General features: G+C 39.6%; 15 protein-coding genes. 10 read left to right on the top strand and 5 right to left on the bottom strand.

The window, feature by feature from the left end; all coding sequences use genetic code 11:
• Nucleotides 1-133: 133 nt before the first annotated feature.
• Nucleotides 134-2,281 carry a glycoside hydrolase family 31 protein gene (locus FDK13_RS12590; protein WP_137340345.1) on the top strand — a complete coding sequence of 716 codons (2,148 nt, stop codon included), beginning with the start codon at nucleotides 134-136 and terminating at the stop codon, nucleotides 2,279-2,281.
• Here FDK13_RS12590 and FDK13_RS12595 read toward each other — a convergent pair.
• Nucleotides 2,274-2,765 carry an NUDIX hydrolase gene (locus FDK13_RS12595; RefSeq protein ID WP_137340346.1) on the bottom strand — a complete coding sequence of 164 codons (492 nt, stop codon included), beginning with the start codon at nucleotides 2,763-2,765 and terminating at the stop codon, nucleotides 2,274-2,276. The genes FDK13_RS12590 and FDK13_RS12595 overlap by 8 nt on opposite strands.
• A 13-nt stretch (nucleotides 2,766-2,778) precedes the next feature.
• A complete protein-coding gene (locus tag FDK13_RS12600) occupies nucleotides 2,779-3,819 on the bottom strand; it encodes a LacI family DNA-binding transcriptional regulator (protein WP_137340347.1) in 1,041 nt (346 codons plus the stop codon).
• 278 nt (nucleotides 3,820-4,097) lie between these two features.
• On the opposite strand from FDK13_RS12600, the gene kduD reads away from it, so the two are divergent.
• The 9 genes from kduD to FDK13_RS12645 all read left to right on the top strand — a co-directional run bounded on the left by kduD (nucleotide 4,098) and on the right by FDK13_RS12645 (nucleotide 13,083).
• Nucleotides 4,098-4,868 (top strand): 2-dehydro-3-deoxy-D-gluconate 5-dehydrogenase KduD, encoded by a 771-nt coding sequence (kduD, locus tag FDK13_RS12605; RefSeq protein ID WP_137340348.1) that lies wholly within the window; start codon nucleotides 4,098-4,100, stop codon nucleotides 4,866-4,868.
• 178 nt (nucleotides 4,869-5,046) lie between these two features.
• Nucleotides 5,047-5,877, top strand: coding sequence for a 5-dehydro-4-deoxy-D-glucuronate isomerase (gene kduI, locus FDK13_RS12610; RefSeq protein ID WP_137340349.1), 831 nt, complete (start codon nucleotides 5,047-5,049; stop codon nucleotides 5,875-5,877).
• Nucleotides 5,878-6,249: 372 nt separating this feature from the next.
• Nucleotides 6,250-6,861 (top strand): hypothetical protein, encoded by a 612-nt coding sequence (locus FDK13_RS12615; RefSeq protein WP_137340350.1) that lies wholly within the window; start codon nucleotides 6,250-6,252, stop codon nucleotides 6,859-6,861.
• A gap of 17 nt (nucleotides 6,862-6,878) precedes the next feature.
• Nucleotides 6,879-7,223, top strand: a complete 345-nt coding sequence (locus FDK13_RS12620) for a cupin domain-containing protein (protein WP_137340351.1) — start codon at nucleotides 6,879-6,881, stop codon at nucleotides 7,221-7,223.
• Nucleotides 7,224-7,261: 38 nt separating this feature from the next.
• Complete coding sequence (locus FDK13_RS12625) at nucleotides 7,262-7,696, top strand: cupin domain-containing protein (protein WP_137340352.1); 435 nt, start codon at nucleotides 7,262-7,264, stop codon at nucleotides 7,694-7,696.
• A 55-nt stretch (nucleotides 7,697-7,751) separates the two neighbouring features.
• A complete protein-coding gene (locus tag FDK13_RS12630; protein WP_170982788.1) occupies nucleotides 7,752-9,662 on the top strand; it encodes a glycoside hydrolase family 88 protein in 1,911 nt (636 codons plus the stop codon).
• A 36-nt stretch (nucleotides 9,663-9,698) separates the two neighbouring features.
• Nucleotides 9,699-11,228 carry a tagaturonate reductase gene (locus FDK13_RS12635; RefSeq protein ID WP_137340353.1) on the top strand — a complete coding sequence of 510 codons (1,530 nt, stop codon included), beginning with the start codon at nucleotides 9,699-9,701 and terminating at the stop codon, nucleotides 11,226-11,228.
• A 34-nt stretch (nucleotides 11,229-11,262) separates the two neighbouring features.
• Nucleotides 11,263-12,567 (top strand): MFS transporter, encoded by a 1,305-nt coding sequence (locus FDK13_RS12640; protein WP_229216027.1) that lies wholly within the window; start codon nucleotides 11,263-11,265, stop codon nucleotides 12,565-12,567.
• A gap of 81 nt (nucleotides 12,568-12,648) precedes the next feature.
• Nucleotides 12,649-13,083: a nuclear transport factor 2 family protein gene (locus FDK13_RS12645; RefSeq protein WP_137340354.1), complete on the top strand. Its 435-nt coding sequence runs from the start codon at nucleotides 12,649-12,651 to the stop codon at nucleotides 13,081-13,083.
• Nucleotides 13,084-13,549: 466 nt separating this feature from the next.
• Here FDK13_RS12645 and FDK13_RS36615 read toward each other — a convergent pair whose 3' ends face one another.
• The 3 genes from FDK13_RS36615 to FDK13_RS12660 form a co-directional block, all read right to left on the bottom strand.
• Complete coding sequence (locus FDK13_RS36615) at nucleotides 13,550-13,720, bottom strand: hypothetical protein (protein WP_220417363.1); 171 nt, start codon at nucleotides 13,718-13,720, stop codon at nucleotides 13,550-13,552.
• Between the two features lie 268 nt (nucleotides 13,721-13,988).
• Entirely contained in the window at nucleotides 13,989-14,540 is a 552-nt protein-coding gene (locus FDK13_RS12655) for a hypothetical protein (RefSeq protein WP_137340355.1), read from the bottom strand.
• A 276-nt stretch (nucleotides 14,541-14,816) separates the two neighbouring features.
• On the bottom strand, nucleotides 14,817-16,031 hold the full coding sequence (locus FDK13_RS12660; RefSeq protein WP_137340356.1) for an ATP-grasp domain-containing protein: 1,215 nt from the start codon (nucleotides 16,029-16,031) through the stop codon (nucleotides 14,817-14,819).
• Nucleotides 16,032-16,072 lie beyond the last annotated feature (41 nt).

Consider the following 16,072-nt stretch of genomic DNA (forward strand, 5'->3'; position numbering starts at 1 on the left):
CTACAATATTAATAGACTTTTAATTTGTAAAGTTTTTTTCTAGTAGAAAGAAGAAGCATCTTTGTTTACTTACTATTATAAGCATTGGCACATGTTTGTAACCAGACATACCCTTTGATTTGACCCGACTATTATGAAACGTAAATTTCTGCTACTCTCATTTTTCGTTTTTTATCTTTCATTTTCAAGTTATTGCCAGTCCGTAAACTGGCGGGAAATCTATCCGGGTGTCTGGAAGGGTGTTGTAGGTAAACCTGATGTTTATAACCTATTAAATGCCGCAGATGTCCAGCCATCATCTGCACTTCAAAAGTTACAAAAGGCCACTTTTCCGCTTAATAATTCGAGTATAGTTGTTGAAGTAAAAAATGGAAAAACCTATTTACGTTTTCCTTTGGAACGGAATGAACAGCTTTATGGCTTTGGCTTGAATTTCCAGACAGTGCACCAGCGTGGCAGAATTATGCAGCTTCATGTCGATCATTATGGAAAGTCTGATAACGGTCGAACCCATGCTCCTACCCCTTTTTATATTTCTTCTCTGGGTTATGGCGTTTTTGTAAATTCTGCAAAATATATTGATGTTTACGCAGGTTCTTCGGTCAGGAAAGACAGCAAAAATCCACCGGAAGTACAGGACCGCAATACGGATGATACATGGAGCGCGCATCCATATTCAGACGCAGTAGAAATGCTGGTTCCGGCAGAAGGGATTGAAATGTACGTATTTGCAGGTCCAAAACCAGTGAATGTGATCGAGCGGTTTAATTTGCTTGGCGGCGGCGGTTGTCTGCCTCCAAGATGGGGATTAGGATTTACACAGCGTGTAAATCGTTTATATACCGACGCACAGGTAAAAGCCGAAGCCAAAGCTTTTTCTGATAAAGGTTTCCCGCTGGATTTTATCGGACTGGAACCGGGTTGGCAAAGTAAATCCTATCCCTGTACGTTTGAATGGGATAAAACACGTTTCCCGGATCCTGAGAAATTTGTAAAAGAAATGGATGAAGTGGGTGTAAAAATCAATTTATGGACCAATCCCTACGTATCACCGGATGCTGAAATTTATTCAAAAATAAAACCTTTCACAGGTTCGCACACCGTTTGGAATGGTATCGTGCCAGATCTTTCGATGCCGGAAGCCAGAAAAATTTTATTTGATCAGTTTGAAAAAGAACACGTCAAAATTGGAGTGAGCGGTTATAAAATAGACGAGGTCGATGGTTTCGATTCTTACGTTTGGCCTGATGTCGCTACTTTTCCTTCCGGGCATACCGCAGAACAAATGCGCCAGACTTACGGATTGCTTGTCCAGAAATATTCTTATGAAATGTTCAGGAAAAATAATCGCCGGACTTACAGTTTGGTCCGTGGTTCCAACGCGGGCGGTTCTTCCTTTCCTTATGTGATTTACAACGACAATTACAGCCATGAGGATTTTATTACAGCCTTGATTAACAGCGGTTATGCCGGTGTGCTGTGGACACCTGAAGTACGTGCATCAAAAACGAGTGAAGAGTGGCTGAGAAGATTTCAGACCGTTTGTTTTTCTCCAATGGCAATGATCAACGCATGGGCGAGCAGCACGCAGCCCTGGACTTTCCCGGAAGTAGCAGAGCAGGTAAAAGAAGTGGCGCAGCTTCGAATGCGGATGATGCCTTACTGGTATTCCACTTTTGCAAAATATCATTATGAAGGAACGCCGCCTTTTCGCGGAATGAGTTTGGAAGAAGGGTTTGGAAGTGATTTGACAAAAGAAAAAACTACGGCAAATCTGGAAGAAAATCCATACGAAGAAGCTACTTCAAAAGAAGTAAAAGATCAATATATGGCTGGGGAATATTTGCTGGTGGCACCGATGTTTACAGGCCAGACGTCAAGAAAAGTAATCTTGCCAAAAGGAAAATGGTATGATTTCTACAACGGAAATTTTGTTGGCGACGGTCAGGTTATTACCATCACACCGGGACTTGCCAAAATTCCTGTTTTTGTAAAAGAAGGAGGAATTATTCCTATGATGCCACCTCTGTTACATGCACCAAAAGCTGGCGAAAAAGTAGATCTGGAAATTCGTGTTTATGGTAAAAAACCTGCCGTTTCAAGATTATATGATGATGACGGTGAAACATTCGCTTACGAAAAAGATCAGTATTCCTGGCGTGATTTGATAGTAGAAGAAAAAAATGGCGTTTTAAAAGGGCATATTTCAGAGCCAGAAAGTGGAAAACCAAACTCGATCGGAAGGATAAAATGGCACTTTATTACCAAATCGATCAAATAACATTCAGATTTTTAAAATTTAGCGTGATATGCTGGATCGACGAAGTATTAAGTAGTAAATCTTTGGTAATAAATTCCGGATAAATGCTTTCGGGATTTATATTGTCAATTTCTCTCCAATGAAATAGCAGTTCTGTTTCGTCTTCTTTTATGATAAAATCATCCTGATTTTGAAGATCCGTGATTTCCATCTGATAATAAAATCCAATTTCATGATGTTTGATATCGTTGTATTCAAAGAAGTTTTCAACAATCCAAAGAAGATTACCGACGCTAATTGTTTTGCCAATTTCTTCCAGCATTTCACGTAAAAGCGTTTCTCTGGAAAATTCAAACATATCAACCCGTCCGCCCGGAAGACTCCAAAAATTATCAGTTAGCGTTTTGTGCAGAAGTAATTTTCCATCATGAATAGCGACGCCAGCTACCCGGAAGTTAAAAAGTGCGTTTTCAACAGGAAGACAAATCGCCGAAGAACCGTTCATGAATTATTTTACACTAGGAGACATTTACTATTTTCCCGGCAGTAGATTCCCGGATGATCAGAGAAGTTTTCAATGATCTGCTTTCAAAAATAGTAGGTTTTTTAGGATGTTCAATCAGTTTGATCAAAAGCTCCGTAGCCTGATTTCCCATATCCATGGCAGGCTGAACGACGGCCGTTAGTGGTGGATTAAGTAATTCGGCAACACCAATATTTGTAAAACCCACAATAGCGATTTCATCAGGAATCCGGATATGTTTTCGGTGTAAAACAGAAAGACAACCAGTCGTGATCCTGTCGCTGGCCGTGAAAATTGCATCCGGAACTTCATCCATATCCAGCAATTCCTGCACAGCGGCTTCATTTTCACTTACTACCATACCGCCGTGATGGCAATATTTCACATAAGATTCATCAAAAGGAATTCCGTTATCTTCCAATGCTTTTTTATAACCCGCAAGCCGTTCCATCGTGATCGACAAATAGATCGGACTGGTAATATGCGCTATTTTTCTTTTTCCTGTTTTGATCAAATGTTCCGTAGCCTGATAACTTCCCCCAAAATTATCAGCAACGATCTTATGTGTTTCTACTTTTTTAGGAACCCGGTCGAAGAAAACAATTGGAAGTCCTTTATCCAGTAATTCCTCAAAATGGCTTATATCCGTCGTCAAACTTGACAACGAAACCAGTAAACCATCTACTTTTCTGGAAACGAGATAATTTGTGTTGGCAACTTCCCGCTCATATGACTCATGACTTTGAAAAATCACAACATGGTAGCCCATATTGTATGCGATGGATTCAATGCCATTGATAAGCTGAGAGAAAAAGTTATTGGCAATTTCAGGAAGGATAACACCGATGGATTTGCTTTTACTATCCCGCAAACTTAATGCAATTGGATTAGGCCGGTAATTCATTTTCTCGGCATATTCCAAAACGAGTTTTTTGGTTTCAGTATTGATCTCATAACTATTCCGCAACGCACGGGAAACCGTCGAAGTGGATAAATTTAAGGCCCGGGCAATATCTTTTATGGTAATCGTTTCCAAAGAATATATTTGTTTATTTCAATTTATTCCTGAATTAACTCTACAAATCCTTCCAGTTAGTGAAGATACAAAATTAGACTACAAATCTGCAATGATCCTTTTGTAAACTTCAAATTTGAATCGATGATAACGTTCCCGATAACGATTGCACAAAAAAAGGCCAGGCATTGTTTGATGTTTCTGATTATTAAATCTAAACTCGTTAAAATTCATATTCGTTTTCCGGTACTTTCTTTTTTATTCATTGAAATACCGCAAAAGTTACAAGACCCATTTAGATGAATAGTACAAATTTATTCGACCTGACCGGAAAAACCGCGCTGGTTACAGGTTGCAACCGGGGAATAGGCAAGGCAATGGCCGAAGCCCTTGCCGAAGCAGGTGCAGATATCATCGGTGTTTCGTCTTCCCTTCCCGCCACTGAAAGTGAAATTCAAAAGTCAATCACAGAAATCGGGCGAAAATTTTATCCTTATCAGGTTGATCTGGGAGATCGTGCGAGCTTATATTCTTTTATCAAAAAAGTAAAAGAAGAACATAAAACGATTGATATTCTGGTGAATAATGCCGGCATTATTCTGCGCCAGCCAGCTGCCGAACATTCGGATGAATACTGGGATCAGGTTTTAAACATTAACCTGGACGCTCCGTTTATTCTTTCGCGTGAATTGGGTAAAGAAATGGTCGCCAGAGGTTATGGTAAAATTATCTTCACAGCTTCTTTATTGACTTTCCAGGGTGGAATTAATGTGCCGGGATACACCGCTTCCAAAAGTGCCATCGGCGGTTTGGTAAAAGCACTTGCCAATGAATGGGCTGGAAAAGGTGTCAATGTTAATGCCATTGCGCCGGGTTATATTAATACGGATAATACGGAAGCGCTGAGAAACGATCCGGTCCGAAGCAAATCCATTCTCGACAGAATCCCTGCCGGAAGATGGGGAATGCCTGAAGACTTCAAAGGCCCTGTTTTATTCCTGGCTTCGGATGCTTCCAATTATGTCAGCGGAACTACTTTGACTGTTGATGGTGGATGGATGGGGCGCTAATTTTGAATGAGTGAATGATAGAATGAGTGAATGTTGGCTCGGTCAATGTTGAATGATAGAATGAGTGAATGATAGAATGTTGGCTCATATAAACTTATAGATAATAGAATTTACAGAAAGTGCTGTTTTGCAGGAAGCTAATCGGCTAAATGCTAATAGCTAACAATCACCCCCAACTATGGAAATCAGATTTGAGAGCAGCCGTAAAGAAGTTTCCCAGATGAATACTGAAACTTTACGCGAGAATTTTTTAATTGATACTATTTTTGAAAACGATAAAATCAGCTGGGTTTATTCGCATTACGACCGCGTGATGATCGGCAGTGCAGTTCCGGCCACGGCTCCCTTGACTTTGGAAACTTTTGATTCTCTGAAAAGCAATTATTTTTTGGAAAGACGAGAAATTGGTATCATTAATATAGGCGGCGACGGAAAAGTTATAGCAGACGGAGAAGAAATTGCGATCAATAAAATGGGTTGTATTTATGTTGGAAAAGGAACACAGAAAGTAACATTTTCAAGTGACGATAGCAGCAATCCGGCAGCATTTTATTTATTGTCTTCCCCGGCGCATCATACCTACCCAACCCGCTTGTTTACCAAAGAAGATGCTACGCCGATAACCATCGGAAGTATGGAAACTTCCAATCACAGAACGATTTACAAGTATATTCATCTCGACGGAATTCAAAGTTGCCAGCTTGTCATGGGGCTTACCGTTTTAAAAACCGGAAGTGTTTGGAATACCATGCCTTCACACGTGCACGATAGACGAATGGAAGCTTATTTATATTTCGACGTTCCCGCAAGCCAGCGCGTCTTACACTTAATGGGAGAACCTTCGGAAACCCGTCATTTATGGATTTCTGACCGTCAGGCGATTATATCTCCGCCGTGGTCGATACATTCAGGATGTGGGACTTCAAATTATTCTTTCATCTGGGGAATGGCCGGAGAGAATAAAGATTATACGGATATGGACGCCGTCGCGATCAGCGATTTGAAATAATAATACAAAAACTTAAAAGAGTTTGGAAAGTCTGATGGCTTTACCAGACTCTTTTTTTATTGGTATAATACTAAATGGATCTTATTTGATTTAATGTAGTATCCTTTGAAGAATAAAACTTTCGGTTTGTTTACGGTTAGAATTTACATTTTACCAATAAAATTCACCGACTGGCAACGTTCCCGATAACGATTGCACAACAAAAGACAATTTATTATTTGATAATTATAATTAATTGCTCTAAACTCGTCATATTCGATTAGTAGCTGATTTCAGATTAATATATGATTTATCAAAAAAAGTCAATTATCAAACATGGTGCAGCGTACCTAAGTAATTGTAGAATGGAAAAATAAACTTCCGAATCAAAAGGTGCAGCGCACCGTAATAATTGTAGAATGGAAAAATAAACTTCCGAATCAAAAGGTGCAGCGCACCGCAATAATTGTAGAATGGAAAAATAAACTTCCGAATCAAAAGGTGCAACGCACCGTAATAATTGTAGAATGGAAAAATAAACTTCCGAATCAAAAGGTGCAGCGCACCGCAATAATTGTAGAATGGAAAAATAAACTTCCGAATCAAAAGGTGCAGCGCACCGTAATAATTGTAAAATGGAAAAATAAACTTCCGAATCAAAAGGTGCAGCGCACCGTAATAATTGTAGAATGGAAAAATAAACTTCCGAATCAAAAGGTGCAGCGCACCGCAATAATTGTAGAATGGAAAAATAAACTTCCGAATCAAAAGGTGCAGCGCACCGTAATAATTGTAAAATGGAAAAATAAACTTCCGAATCAAAAGGTGCAGCGCACCGCAATAATTGTAGAATGGAAAAATAAACTTCCGAATCAAAAGGTGCAGCGCACCGCAATAATTGTAGAATGGAAAAATAAACTTCCGAATCAAAAGGTGCAACGCACCGTAATAATTGTAGGAAGAACAAAGAAATCCGCAAATCCAGAAAGGTGCAGCGCACCGTAATATTTGATCAACCAACAATGAACCAAAAAGGAAAACAATTTATAAACGATTCAGATATCGACTGGCAAGATTTAGGAGGCGGCGTTAAACGTAAAATAATGTCTTACGACGAAAATCTAATGATGGTAAAAGTCTCCTTTGAAACAGGTGGGATTGGCTCCTTACATAATCATGTGCACAGACAAATAAGCTATGTCGATAGCGGCATATTTGAAATTACGATTGAAGAAAATAGAAAAATACTAAAACAAGGAGATGCTTTTTTCATCCCTCCAAATCTCGTTCACGGCGCTTTATGCATTGAAAGAGGAACGTTAATTGACATTTTCACCCCTTTCCGGGAAGATTTCATATCAAAATAAAGCTAATAAATACTACTCAAAAACTTGACATTCCTAAAATGAAATACGTTAGCCAGATTCTCAAAATATCATTTTTCTGCTCCATACTTTTTGTTTCAGCAACACAAACATTCGCTCAAAATGCCCAGGCAAAAGCTGCTAATGGAAAACAATTTATCGTAGATGCAGATATTCCATGGCAAGACTTGGGTGGCGGATTGAAACGAAAGATCATGTCTTACGACGAGACGATGATGATGGTAAAAATTGATTTTCAAAAAGGTGGAATCGGGACAGCACACAAACATGTACATACCCAAATGAGCTACGTTGTCAGCGGTGTTTTTGAGGTTACTATTGGAGATAAAAAACAAGTGTTAAAACAAGGCGACGGATTTTATATTCCTTCCAATATTATGCATGGTGCTGTTTGTCTTGAACCGGGCGTTTTAATCGACATGTTTACACCGATGCGTGAAGATTTTGTTAAATAAAACCCTCCTCTATTCACTTACCCATTTTTAAAAAATCAATTTCACCCGTTTCCGCATGAAACCAACGATTACTTTTCTCCTTTTTTGTTTTTTGTCAATAACTGCAAACGCTCAGACGCCCTGGTCGAGGCGAATGGCGGATTCATTTATTGCCCGTAATAAAGATTCAATTCTGGTAGGAAAAAGCACGCTTACCCGTTGGGATTACGAGCAGGGGTTGATGCTGAAAGCAATTGAAAAAGTTTGGTATCGGGCCGGAGAAGGTAAATATTTTGAATATATCCGGAAAGATCTTGATCAGTATGTGAAAGAAAACGGAAGTATCAGAACGTATAAACCGGAAGATCTGAATCTGGATAATCTGCCAACTGGACGGGCTTTGCTAACTGCTTATCAGCAAACTCAACCGGATAAAGAAAAATACAAAAAAGCGGCTGATCTGCTTTGGAAACAATTGGAGGAACAGCCAAAAACCAAAGAAGGCGGTTACTGGCATAAAAAACGTTATCCAAACCAAATGTGGCTCGACGGACTTTTTATGGCCGAACCGTTTGCGGCAGAATATAGCGTCTTGTTTAATCATCCTGAACATTTCGATGATATCGCTAAACAATTTGAGCTGATTGAAAAATATGCTGTTGATCCAAAAACAGGTCTGATTTATCACGGCTACGACGAAAGTAAGGAACAGAAATGGGCTGATAAAAAGACCGGCGTTTCACCGCATTTCTGGGGACGGGCCATTGGCTGGTATGCCATGGCTCTGGTAGAAGTGCTGGATTATTTCCCAAAAGACCACCCCAAACGCGCAGAATTGATAAAATATCTTCAAAGATTGGCTCCGGTTTTGACTAAATATCAGGACAAGAATTCAGGTCTGTGGTATCAGATTGTTGATCAGGGAAACCGTAAAGGCAATTATTTTGAAGCATCTGCGTCCTGCATGTTTGTTTACGCCTTGGCAAAAGGATCCCGTTTGGATTACATTCCTGCCACTTACGCCGCAACCGCCAAACGTGGTTATGAAGGAATTTTGAAAACATTCATTGTAAAAGAATCAGATGGATTAATCAGTATTGACAAAACCGTTAGCGTTGGCGGACTTGGCGGCACTCCTTACCGTGACGGTACCTATGAATATTATCTCAGCGAACCGATCCGGAAAAATGATTTGAAAGGAGTCGGACCGTTTATTATGGCCAGTGTTGAAATGGAGATTGCTGCTGAAAATAATATTGGGAAAGGTAAAAAAGTTGCTTTGGATTATTATTTCAACCACGAATTCAGAAAAAATGCGGGTCAGCAGGAACCATTTCATTATACCTGGGAAGACCGCCAGCATTCGGGATTCTGGCTTTGGGGTAATATTTATCACGACTTAGGAGCACAAACGGTTTCCATTCCTGCTGCTCCAACTGCCGAAAATCTAAAAGGGATTGATGTCTACATCATTGTTGATCCTGATACTAAAAAAGAAACAGTTTCTCCTAATTTCATTCAGCCAAAAGACATTGCTGAAATTGAAAATTGGGTTAAAGCCGGCGGCGTTTTGATGCTGATGGCAAATGATACTTCAAACTGCGAAATCCCTCATTTCAATGAACTCGCGAAAGTTTTTGGTATTCAATTTACCAATAAAAACAGAAATATGGTACAAGGAACGCAATTCGAACAAGGCCGGATTGATGTCACCACTGACCGAAATATTTTCACATCGGCCAGCAAATTATATATCAAAGAATTATCTCCGCTGGCTTTATCAAATAATGCAAAATCTGCTTTAACGGATCACGAAGATATTATTATGGCTGTTTCCAAATATGGAAAAGGAACCGTTTTCGCGATTGGTGATCCATGGATTTATAATGAATATCTGGACGGAAGAAGAATTGACAATAGTTTTCAAAACTTCGATGCAGCGAAAGAGCTTTCAATCTGGCTGTTGAAACAAACTGTAAAAAAATAAAAATGTGCCGGTTATTATGATCAAGATTTACAACTTATGAATCAATTATTTCGTGAACATTTACGGCGACTGCGGAATAATCCGGACGTGATCGTCCCAGACGATTCCATTTTTCAATTACCCGAAAAAATCATTCAGTTTGGAACTGGAGCGTTTTTACGCGGACTGGCAGATTATTATGTTGATAAAGCAAATCGTCAGGGGATTTTCAATGGACGGATCGTTGTCATAAAATCAACAGATCAGGGAGATTTGAAGGCTTTCGAACGGCAGGATAATTTGTATACGCTGGCTATGAAAGGCGTTCAAAATGGAAAACTTGTAGAAGAAACAATTATTTCTTCTTCTATCAGTCGTGTTTTATCGGCCAAAAATCAGTGGTCTCTCGTGCTTGATTGTGCAAGGAATCCTGCTATTAAAATTGCATTTTCCAATACGACCGAACTTGGTATTCAGCTAGTTCAGGATGATATCTATCAATGGCCGCCGGTCTCCTTTCCGGGAAAATTACTTGCTTTTTTATACACACGTTTCAAAGCTTTTGGCGGAAATCCTGATGCGGGTCTTGTGATCGCTCCAACTGAATTGATTTCTGATAATGGGAAAAAACTGGAATCGATTGTTTTGGAACTCGCGCATAGAAACGGTCTGGAAAGTTCGTTTATCGACTGGCTTGAACAATGTAATTCATTTTGTAATTCTCTTGTTGACCGCATCGTTCCTGGAAGACCTGACGATTTAATAAAAAAAGAAATTGAAGAACAGCTCGGTTACAAAGATGATCTGATGATTATTTCGGAATACTATGGACTCTGGGCGATTGAAGGCGATCAAAAAGTAAAAGAAATTCTATCATTCAGTCAGGTTGATTCTGGTGTCATCATAGAGCCCGATATTGAATTATACCGTGAATTGAAACTTCGGATACTGAATGGTGCGCATACGCTCGGTTGCGGATTGGCGTATCTGAGTGGTTTCCAAACGGTAGCAAAAGCTATGGAAGACGAATTGTTTTCTGCTTTTATAACGAATTTAATTCAGAACGAAATTGCTGTCGCTATTCCTTATCCGGTTAGTACGGAACGTACGCAAAAGTTCAGCAAATTGATACTGGATCGTTTCAGAAATCCTTATATCGGACACAAATGGATTAATATTACGCATAATTACTCTGCCAAAATCAATTCAAGAGTGATACCTGCCTTTCTTGAATTCAACAAAGAATACGGCGTTGCACCCGAATATATGACTTTTGGTTTTGCGGTATATATCTTTTTTATGAAAGCTACCAGAAAGGATAGCGATAATTATTACGGATTTTCCAACGGTACTTATTACTTAATTCAGGATCAGCGAGCAGCTTATTTTTATCAAAAATGGCAGCTTTCATCATTACCCGAAATGGTACATCTGATACTAAAAGATCCATTTATTTGGGGAACTGACTTAACAAAATTGGGGGTATCGGAAGATAATGTCGTCCACTATTTAGAATCTCTGGTCACCCACGGCGCTGCTCAAACGCTCGCTGAGTTTCTTACAAAAAACGAATACGCCAAAATATAATTTCTAACCCCAGTCACTCTATCCCGTCGCAATTATGCTTACAACCGAAATTCCGAAAATAGAAACTCAAATGACGAAATACCGCTGGCGAGTTGTGGCACTTCTATTTTTTGCAACAACCATCAATTATCTCGACAGACAAGTTTTAGGTTTATTAAAACCGGCTCTGGAAGCAGATTTCGCCTGGACAGAAAAAGATTTCAGTCATATAGTTATGGCTTTTCAGGCTGCTTATGCTATTTCGCTGATTGGTTTTGGAGCTATTATTGACAAAATCGGGACAAAATTAGGTTACACAATTTCAGTGGTTGTGTGGAGTATTGCGGCAATTTTACATGCTACTGCAACCGGAACTTTAAGTTTTGGTTTTATGCGTGCTTTACTGGGTTTGGGAGAAGCAGGAAACTTTCCGGTGGCAATAAAGGCCACGGCTGAATGGTTTCCTAAAAAAGAAAGAGCTTTGGCAACAGGGATTTTCAACTCCGGAGCTAATATTGGAGCGGTTGTTGCCCCCATTATGGTTCCGTGGCTTTTAGGATCATATGGCTGGCAGGAAGCGTTCCTGATTACAGGAGCTTTGGGTTTTGTATGGTTATTTTTCTGGTTCAGATATTACGAAGTTCCTGCAAAACAGGCTCGAATTAACCAGGCTGAATTTGAATATATTCATAGTGATAATGAACCGGATACCAGTAAAGAAGCACCCGTAAAATGGCTTGATCTTTTCAAAGTACGCCAAACCTGGGCTTTTGTTTTTGGTAAAATGCTGACGGATCCGATCTGGTGGTTTTTCCTTTATTGGCTTCCATCCTATTTTGCCGAAGCTTTCAAACTTAATCTTTCAAAACCCAGCATAGAATTGGTAATTGTTTATACCGCTACAACGATTGGAAGTATTGGCGGCGGTTATCTGTCTGGTGCTTTGATCAAAAAAGGCTGGCCCATTTTCCGCGCTCGTAAGACTTCCATGTTTATTTTTGCGGTTCTTGTTACACCAATTATGCTTGCTCAATACACAACGAATATCTGGCAGGCAGTTTTTCTGATCAGTCTGGCTGCTGCGGCGCATCAGGCGTGGAGTGCAAATATTTTCACAACAGCTTCGGATATGTTTCCTAAAAAGGCTGTGAGTTCCGTTGTAGGAATTGGCGGAATGGCCGGATCAGTAGGTGGAATACTTTTTCCGCTTATGGTAGGTATTATTCTGGATAATTATAAAACAGCAGGAAATATTGGTGGCGGTTATAACATCATTTTTATAATCTGTGGTTTTGCTTATCTGCTTTCATGGACTGTAATGCACTTTTTTGCTCCGAAAATGGAACAGGTGAAAATTTAACAAGGCTTTCGGCTGTCAGTGATCGGCTTTTATTCCTAAGGTTTAAAACATTTTAATGACTCAAATTATTTTAGTGAAATTATGAAAAGAACATTTTTTGTTGCCGCCTTTTTTTTACTTACAAGTCTGAGCACTTTCGCACAAAGCGCTGATGAAAAGGCGGTCGGCGATGCGGTCGAAAAGCTTAGAAAAGCAATTATTGATGCCGATGGAGCGACATTGACTAAACTGACTTCTCCCTTATTATCTTACGGACACTCCAATGGAAATCTGGAAGATCAAAAGGAGTTCGTTCGCGCTATTACAAGCGGTGAATCACATTTTACTCGTATTGATCTTTCGGATCAAACGATTTCAATTTCAGGAGATCTGGCTATCGTTCGTCATAAACTGATGGGCGATACACATAATAAAGGGAAAGATCCTGCACCTGTGAAGTTAGGTGTGCTTTATGTTTGGCAGAAAGTGAAAGGAAATTGGTTGTTGTTGGGGAGACAGGCGTTTAAATTGCTTTGATTTTTTTGACAATCAAATTCTATTAAAAATTCCCAAATAATATAAATTTTTCGGGCAATCGTTGGGGCAATCCCTCGTGGTTGCCCTTTTTCAATTATCCGGAAATTAATTCCGGGCTTGGGGTCTGCGACTACAACCTTCCGGGGATTATTGGGCGACCACAAGGGTCGCCCCTACCGAAACCTATCCTCGTTCCATCTTTTTGGGTTTTCTATGATGTAATTGGCTATGTTGTTTAATGAAATTTCGTTTCTGATGATATGCTCGTAATAATTGCGCTGCCATAATTTCTTATCAAATCTTTTCCAGTTAGAGGTTTTTATTCCTTGAATGTATTTTACGGTTGTGAGAGATTTAAAGGCTGAAACTATATCTCCAACCGTTGGAGGCTTCAGCAGGGCTTCAGTTGAAGCAATCGTTGGGACATCCGTTGGGGCAATCCCTTGTGGTTGCCCTTTTCCTTTTCCTATATCTGGGTTGTCCAGGGCGCGACCACAAGGGTCGCCCCTACGATCTCCAAAACCGCGTGAAAATGATTTGGCATGATTACGAATTCATGCAATCGGATATTTCCAAAACGATCAGGCAAATTCAGCCATTCTTCCTCAATCATTTTCCCAGCATCGTTCAAAATCATTTCTCCGCTAATTATTTCTCCGAAAAAATATTCCCGATACTGACAACAACATGTTAAAAAGTATAACCCTTCTTTTGAATAATCGTAACAATGTAATCGTATTGACCGTCGGTGATGAATTTCCGGATCATAATAACCCATAACTTTTACAGATTTGAAAGTGTAAAAGTTACTGACGCAGATTTGCCAAAAAGTAATGACCTGGCAATTACAAGTTTTAAAAGTTATGATTTAATAACCACCTTTCAGGACACCGAAATGTTTTTTTCTATTTTTCATCATACACTTTCAAACTGCCTTTGTAAAATCCAGTCAGCTGTTTTCCGGCCAGATCTTCTTTACAATCGAAAGTGATCGTATAATCGTTTCCCTCTTTTTTCACGACAACTTTCCCAGACATAATTTCATGAAATTCACCTTGGGAAGTGGCGTAATTGGCATTAAAAACAGTGTACGAGTTGCTAAAAGTCTTTGCCTTATAAGTGAAATAAGGATCAAAAGTATATTCGCCATCACCTAATATGGTAGAAGTAGGGCTAAATATTTCGAAATATACCGTGTGTCCTGTACCGGATGTTGAATCAATCTTACCGCCGCTTTCATGAATTTTAATACCCGATGAGTAAAGGAATAAAACCTGCGCATTCCCTTGACTTGACGATAATTGACCAAAATCCAGAATAAGACCGCTGGCAAGTTCAAAATCAGTACCATCATAAGTGACTATATTTTTCGGAACTATTTCATCATCCTTTTTACATCCGGAAAAGATAAAAGTGATGATGACAAGAAGAAAAAATGATTTGGTAAAGTGCAACATACAGCAATGTGGGTTAGAGATGAGAAATGGCAAGCGTACTATTACTATCTAAGAAATAAATTCTTCAAGTACTGCACTTATTCATCTTCTGACATTTCTGCTTCTAAATCCCGGGCTCTCTACCAAATGTTCGGAGATGTAAAAAGGCATTCAGATTGTAATAAACCAGATACAATCTGAATGCCTGAAAACTGTTTGATATAAATTATATTAATGAGGTTCAATTCTCACTAATATACTCATTTACAAAATATTAACATTGAAAACTAATAACTATTAGTGTGATGGCCTATCCGGCGCAGGAGCCGAAGCATGATAATCGTTCTGAATAATTTCTGCGTACTTATCCAAAAGTTCAATCACTTTATCACGTTGTTTTGAACGGACAACCAAACCAACATGATATTCTTCATCCATTCTCCAGACAATTTCCGGATCATTAAAAACCGACACATCCGGCCATTGCTGACGGGTTAGTGAAATAATAATTCCTGAATATTCTTTACGGACCGGCGGCAATTTAAAGTTTTCACCGTTTGCCTCAGCCGTTTCCATTTTCGCCCATTCCTTCCATAAATTAATCCCGGAAGATGCTTCTACCATTTCCGATAAATGCGCACCTCCTACTCTGGAAGAAGTTTCCAGAAAATAATATTTCCCGTCATCTTTCGACCGGATCACTTCGGTATGTGAAGCACTATGTCTCAGTCCGAAAGCTTTTAAAACATCAACAGAAATTGTTTCCAGTGCATGTGCTTCCGAAGAATCAAAAGGAACGGTAACTGAACGGAAAATTCCGCCGCCATGCGCTACGTCAAATGGAGGGGCCAGATATTTGCTGTTCCAGGAGAAAATAACTCTCCCGTTCATGGACAAAGAATCAACGTGGTATACGTCACCAGGTTTAAATTGTTCCACAAGATAAGCGTGACGCTTGTCGCCAAGTTCGTGAATTGTCTCCCACAATTCTTCGCGGTTATGCATTTTTTTAATACCGGTAGCCGATGCTTCCGAACGCGGTTTAATCATCCACGGACCCGGATGATCATCTAAAAAACGATTAATAATATCATCATTAAAAAGTGCACAAAAACCCGGAACCAGAATGCCAGATTCTAGTGCTTTGGTGCGCATAGCCAATTTGTCACGAAAATATTTTCCGGTCGTTTGGCCCATGCCCGGAATCCTGAAATATTCACGGATCAGCGATGCTTTTTCCACATCAAAATCATCAAGCGCCACCACACGATCAACCATACGGCTACGCATGACATAAGCGAGGCCAGTAACGACCTCATCCATATTATATGTTTTATCTTCTCCTTCTTCTATGTAAAAAAACTCGTCGACCGATTCACGCGCCCATGGTTTTTGATCCAGTTTTTTGGCCGTTAACAAGTAAACCGTGTTACCTGCGTTTTTGCAGGCTCTCAGAAAATCATTTCCTTTGAAATAGGTGGAAATACATAGAAAAGTTAAAGGACGCGCCATAAAAGTAGATTAATGTGATAGGTATGTATGTCAAATTTCCC

This window comes from Dyadobacter frigoris, assembly GCF_005280585.1.
Lineage (GTDB): Bacteria > Bacteroidota > Bacteroidia > Cytophagales > Spirosomataceae > Dyadobacter > Dyadobacter frigoris.

Coding starts and splice junctions, on each gene's coding strand:
- FDK13_RS12590 (WP_137340345.1), top strand. CDS start 134: ATGAAACGTAAATTTCTGCTACTCTCATTTTTCGTTTTTTATCTTTCA.
- FDK13_RS12645 (WP_137340354.1), top strand. CDS start 12,649: ATGAAAAGAACATTTTTTGTTGCCGCCTTTTTTTTACTTACAAGTCTG.
- kduI (WP_137340349.1), top strand. CDS start 5,047: ATGGAAATCAGATTTGAGAGCAGCCGTAAAGAAGTTTCCCAGATGAAT.
- FDK13_RS12635 (WP_137340353.1), top strand. CDS start 9,699: ATGAATCAATTATTTCGTGAACATTTACGGCGACTGCGGAATAATCCG.
- FDK13_RS12620 (WP_137340351.1), top strand. CDS start 6,879: ATGAACCAAAAAGGAAAACAATTTATAAACGATTCAGATATCGACTGG.
- FDK13_RS12660 (WP_137340356.1), bottom strand. CDS start 16,031: ATGGCGCGTCCTTTAACTTTTCTATGTATTTCCACCTATTTCAAAGGA.
- FDK13_RS12655 (WP_137340355.1), bottom strand. CDS start 14,540: ATGTTGCACTTTACCAAATCATTTTTTCTTCTTGTCATCATCACTTTT.
- FDK13_RS12625 (WP_137340352.1), top strand. CDS start 7,262: ATGAAATACGTTAGCCAGATTCTCAAAATATCATTTTTCTGCTCCATA.
- FDK13_RS12595 (WP_137340346.1), bottom strand. CDS start 2,765: ATGAACGGTTCTTCGGCGATTTGTCTTCCTGTTGAAAACGCACTTTTT.
- FDK13_RS12630 (WP_170982788.1), top strand. CDS start 7,752: ATGAAACCAACGATTACTTTTCTCCTTTTTTGTTTTTTGTCAATAACT.
- FDK13_RS36615 (WP_220417363.1), bottom strand. CDS start 13,720: ATGATTTTGAACGATGCTGGGAAAATGATTGAGGAAGAATGGCTGAAT.
- FDK13_RS12640 (WP_229216027.1), top strand. CDS start 11,263: ATGCTTACAACCGAAATTCCGAAAATAGAAACTCAAATGACGAAATAC.
- kduD (WP_137340348.1), top strand. CDS start 4,098: ATGAATAGTACAAATTTATTCGACCTGACCGGAAAAACCGCGCTGGTT.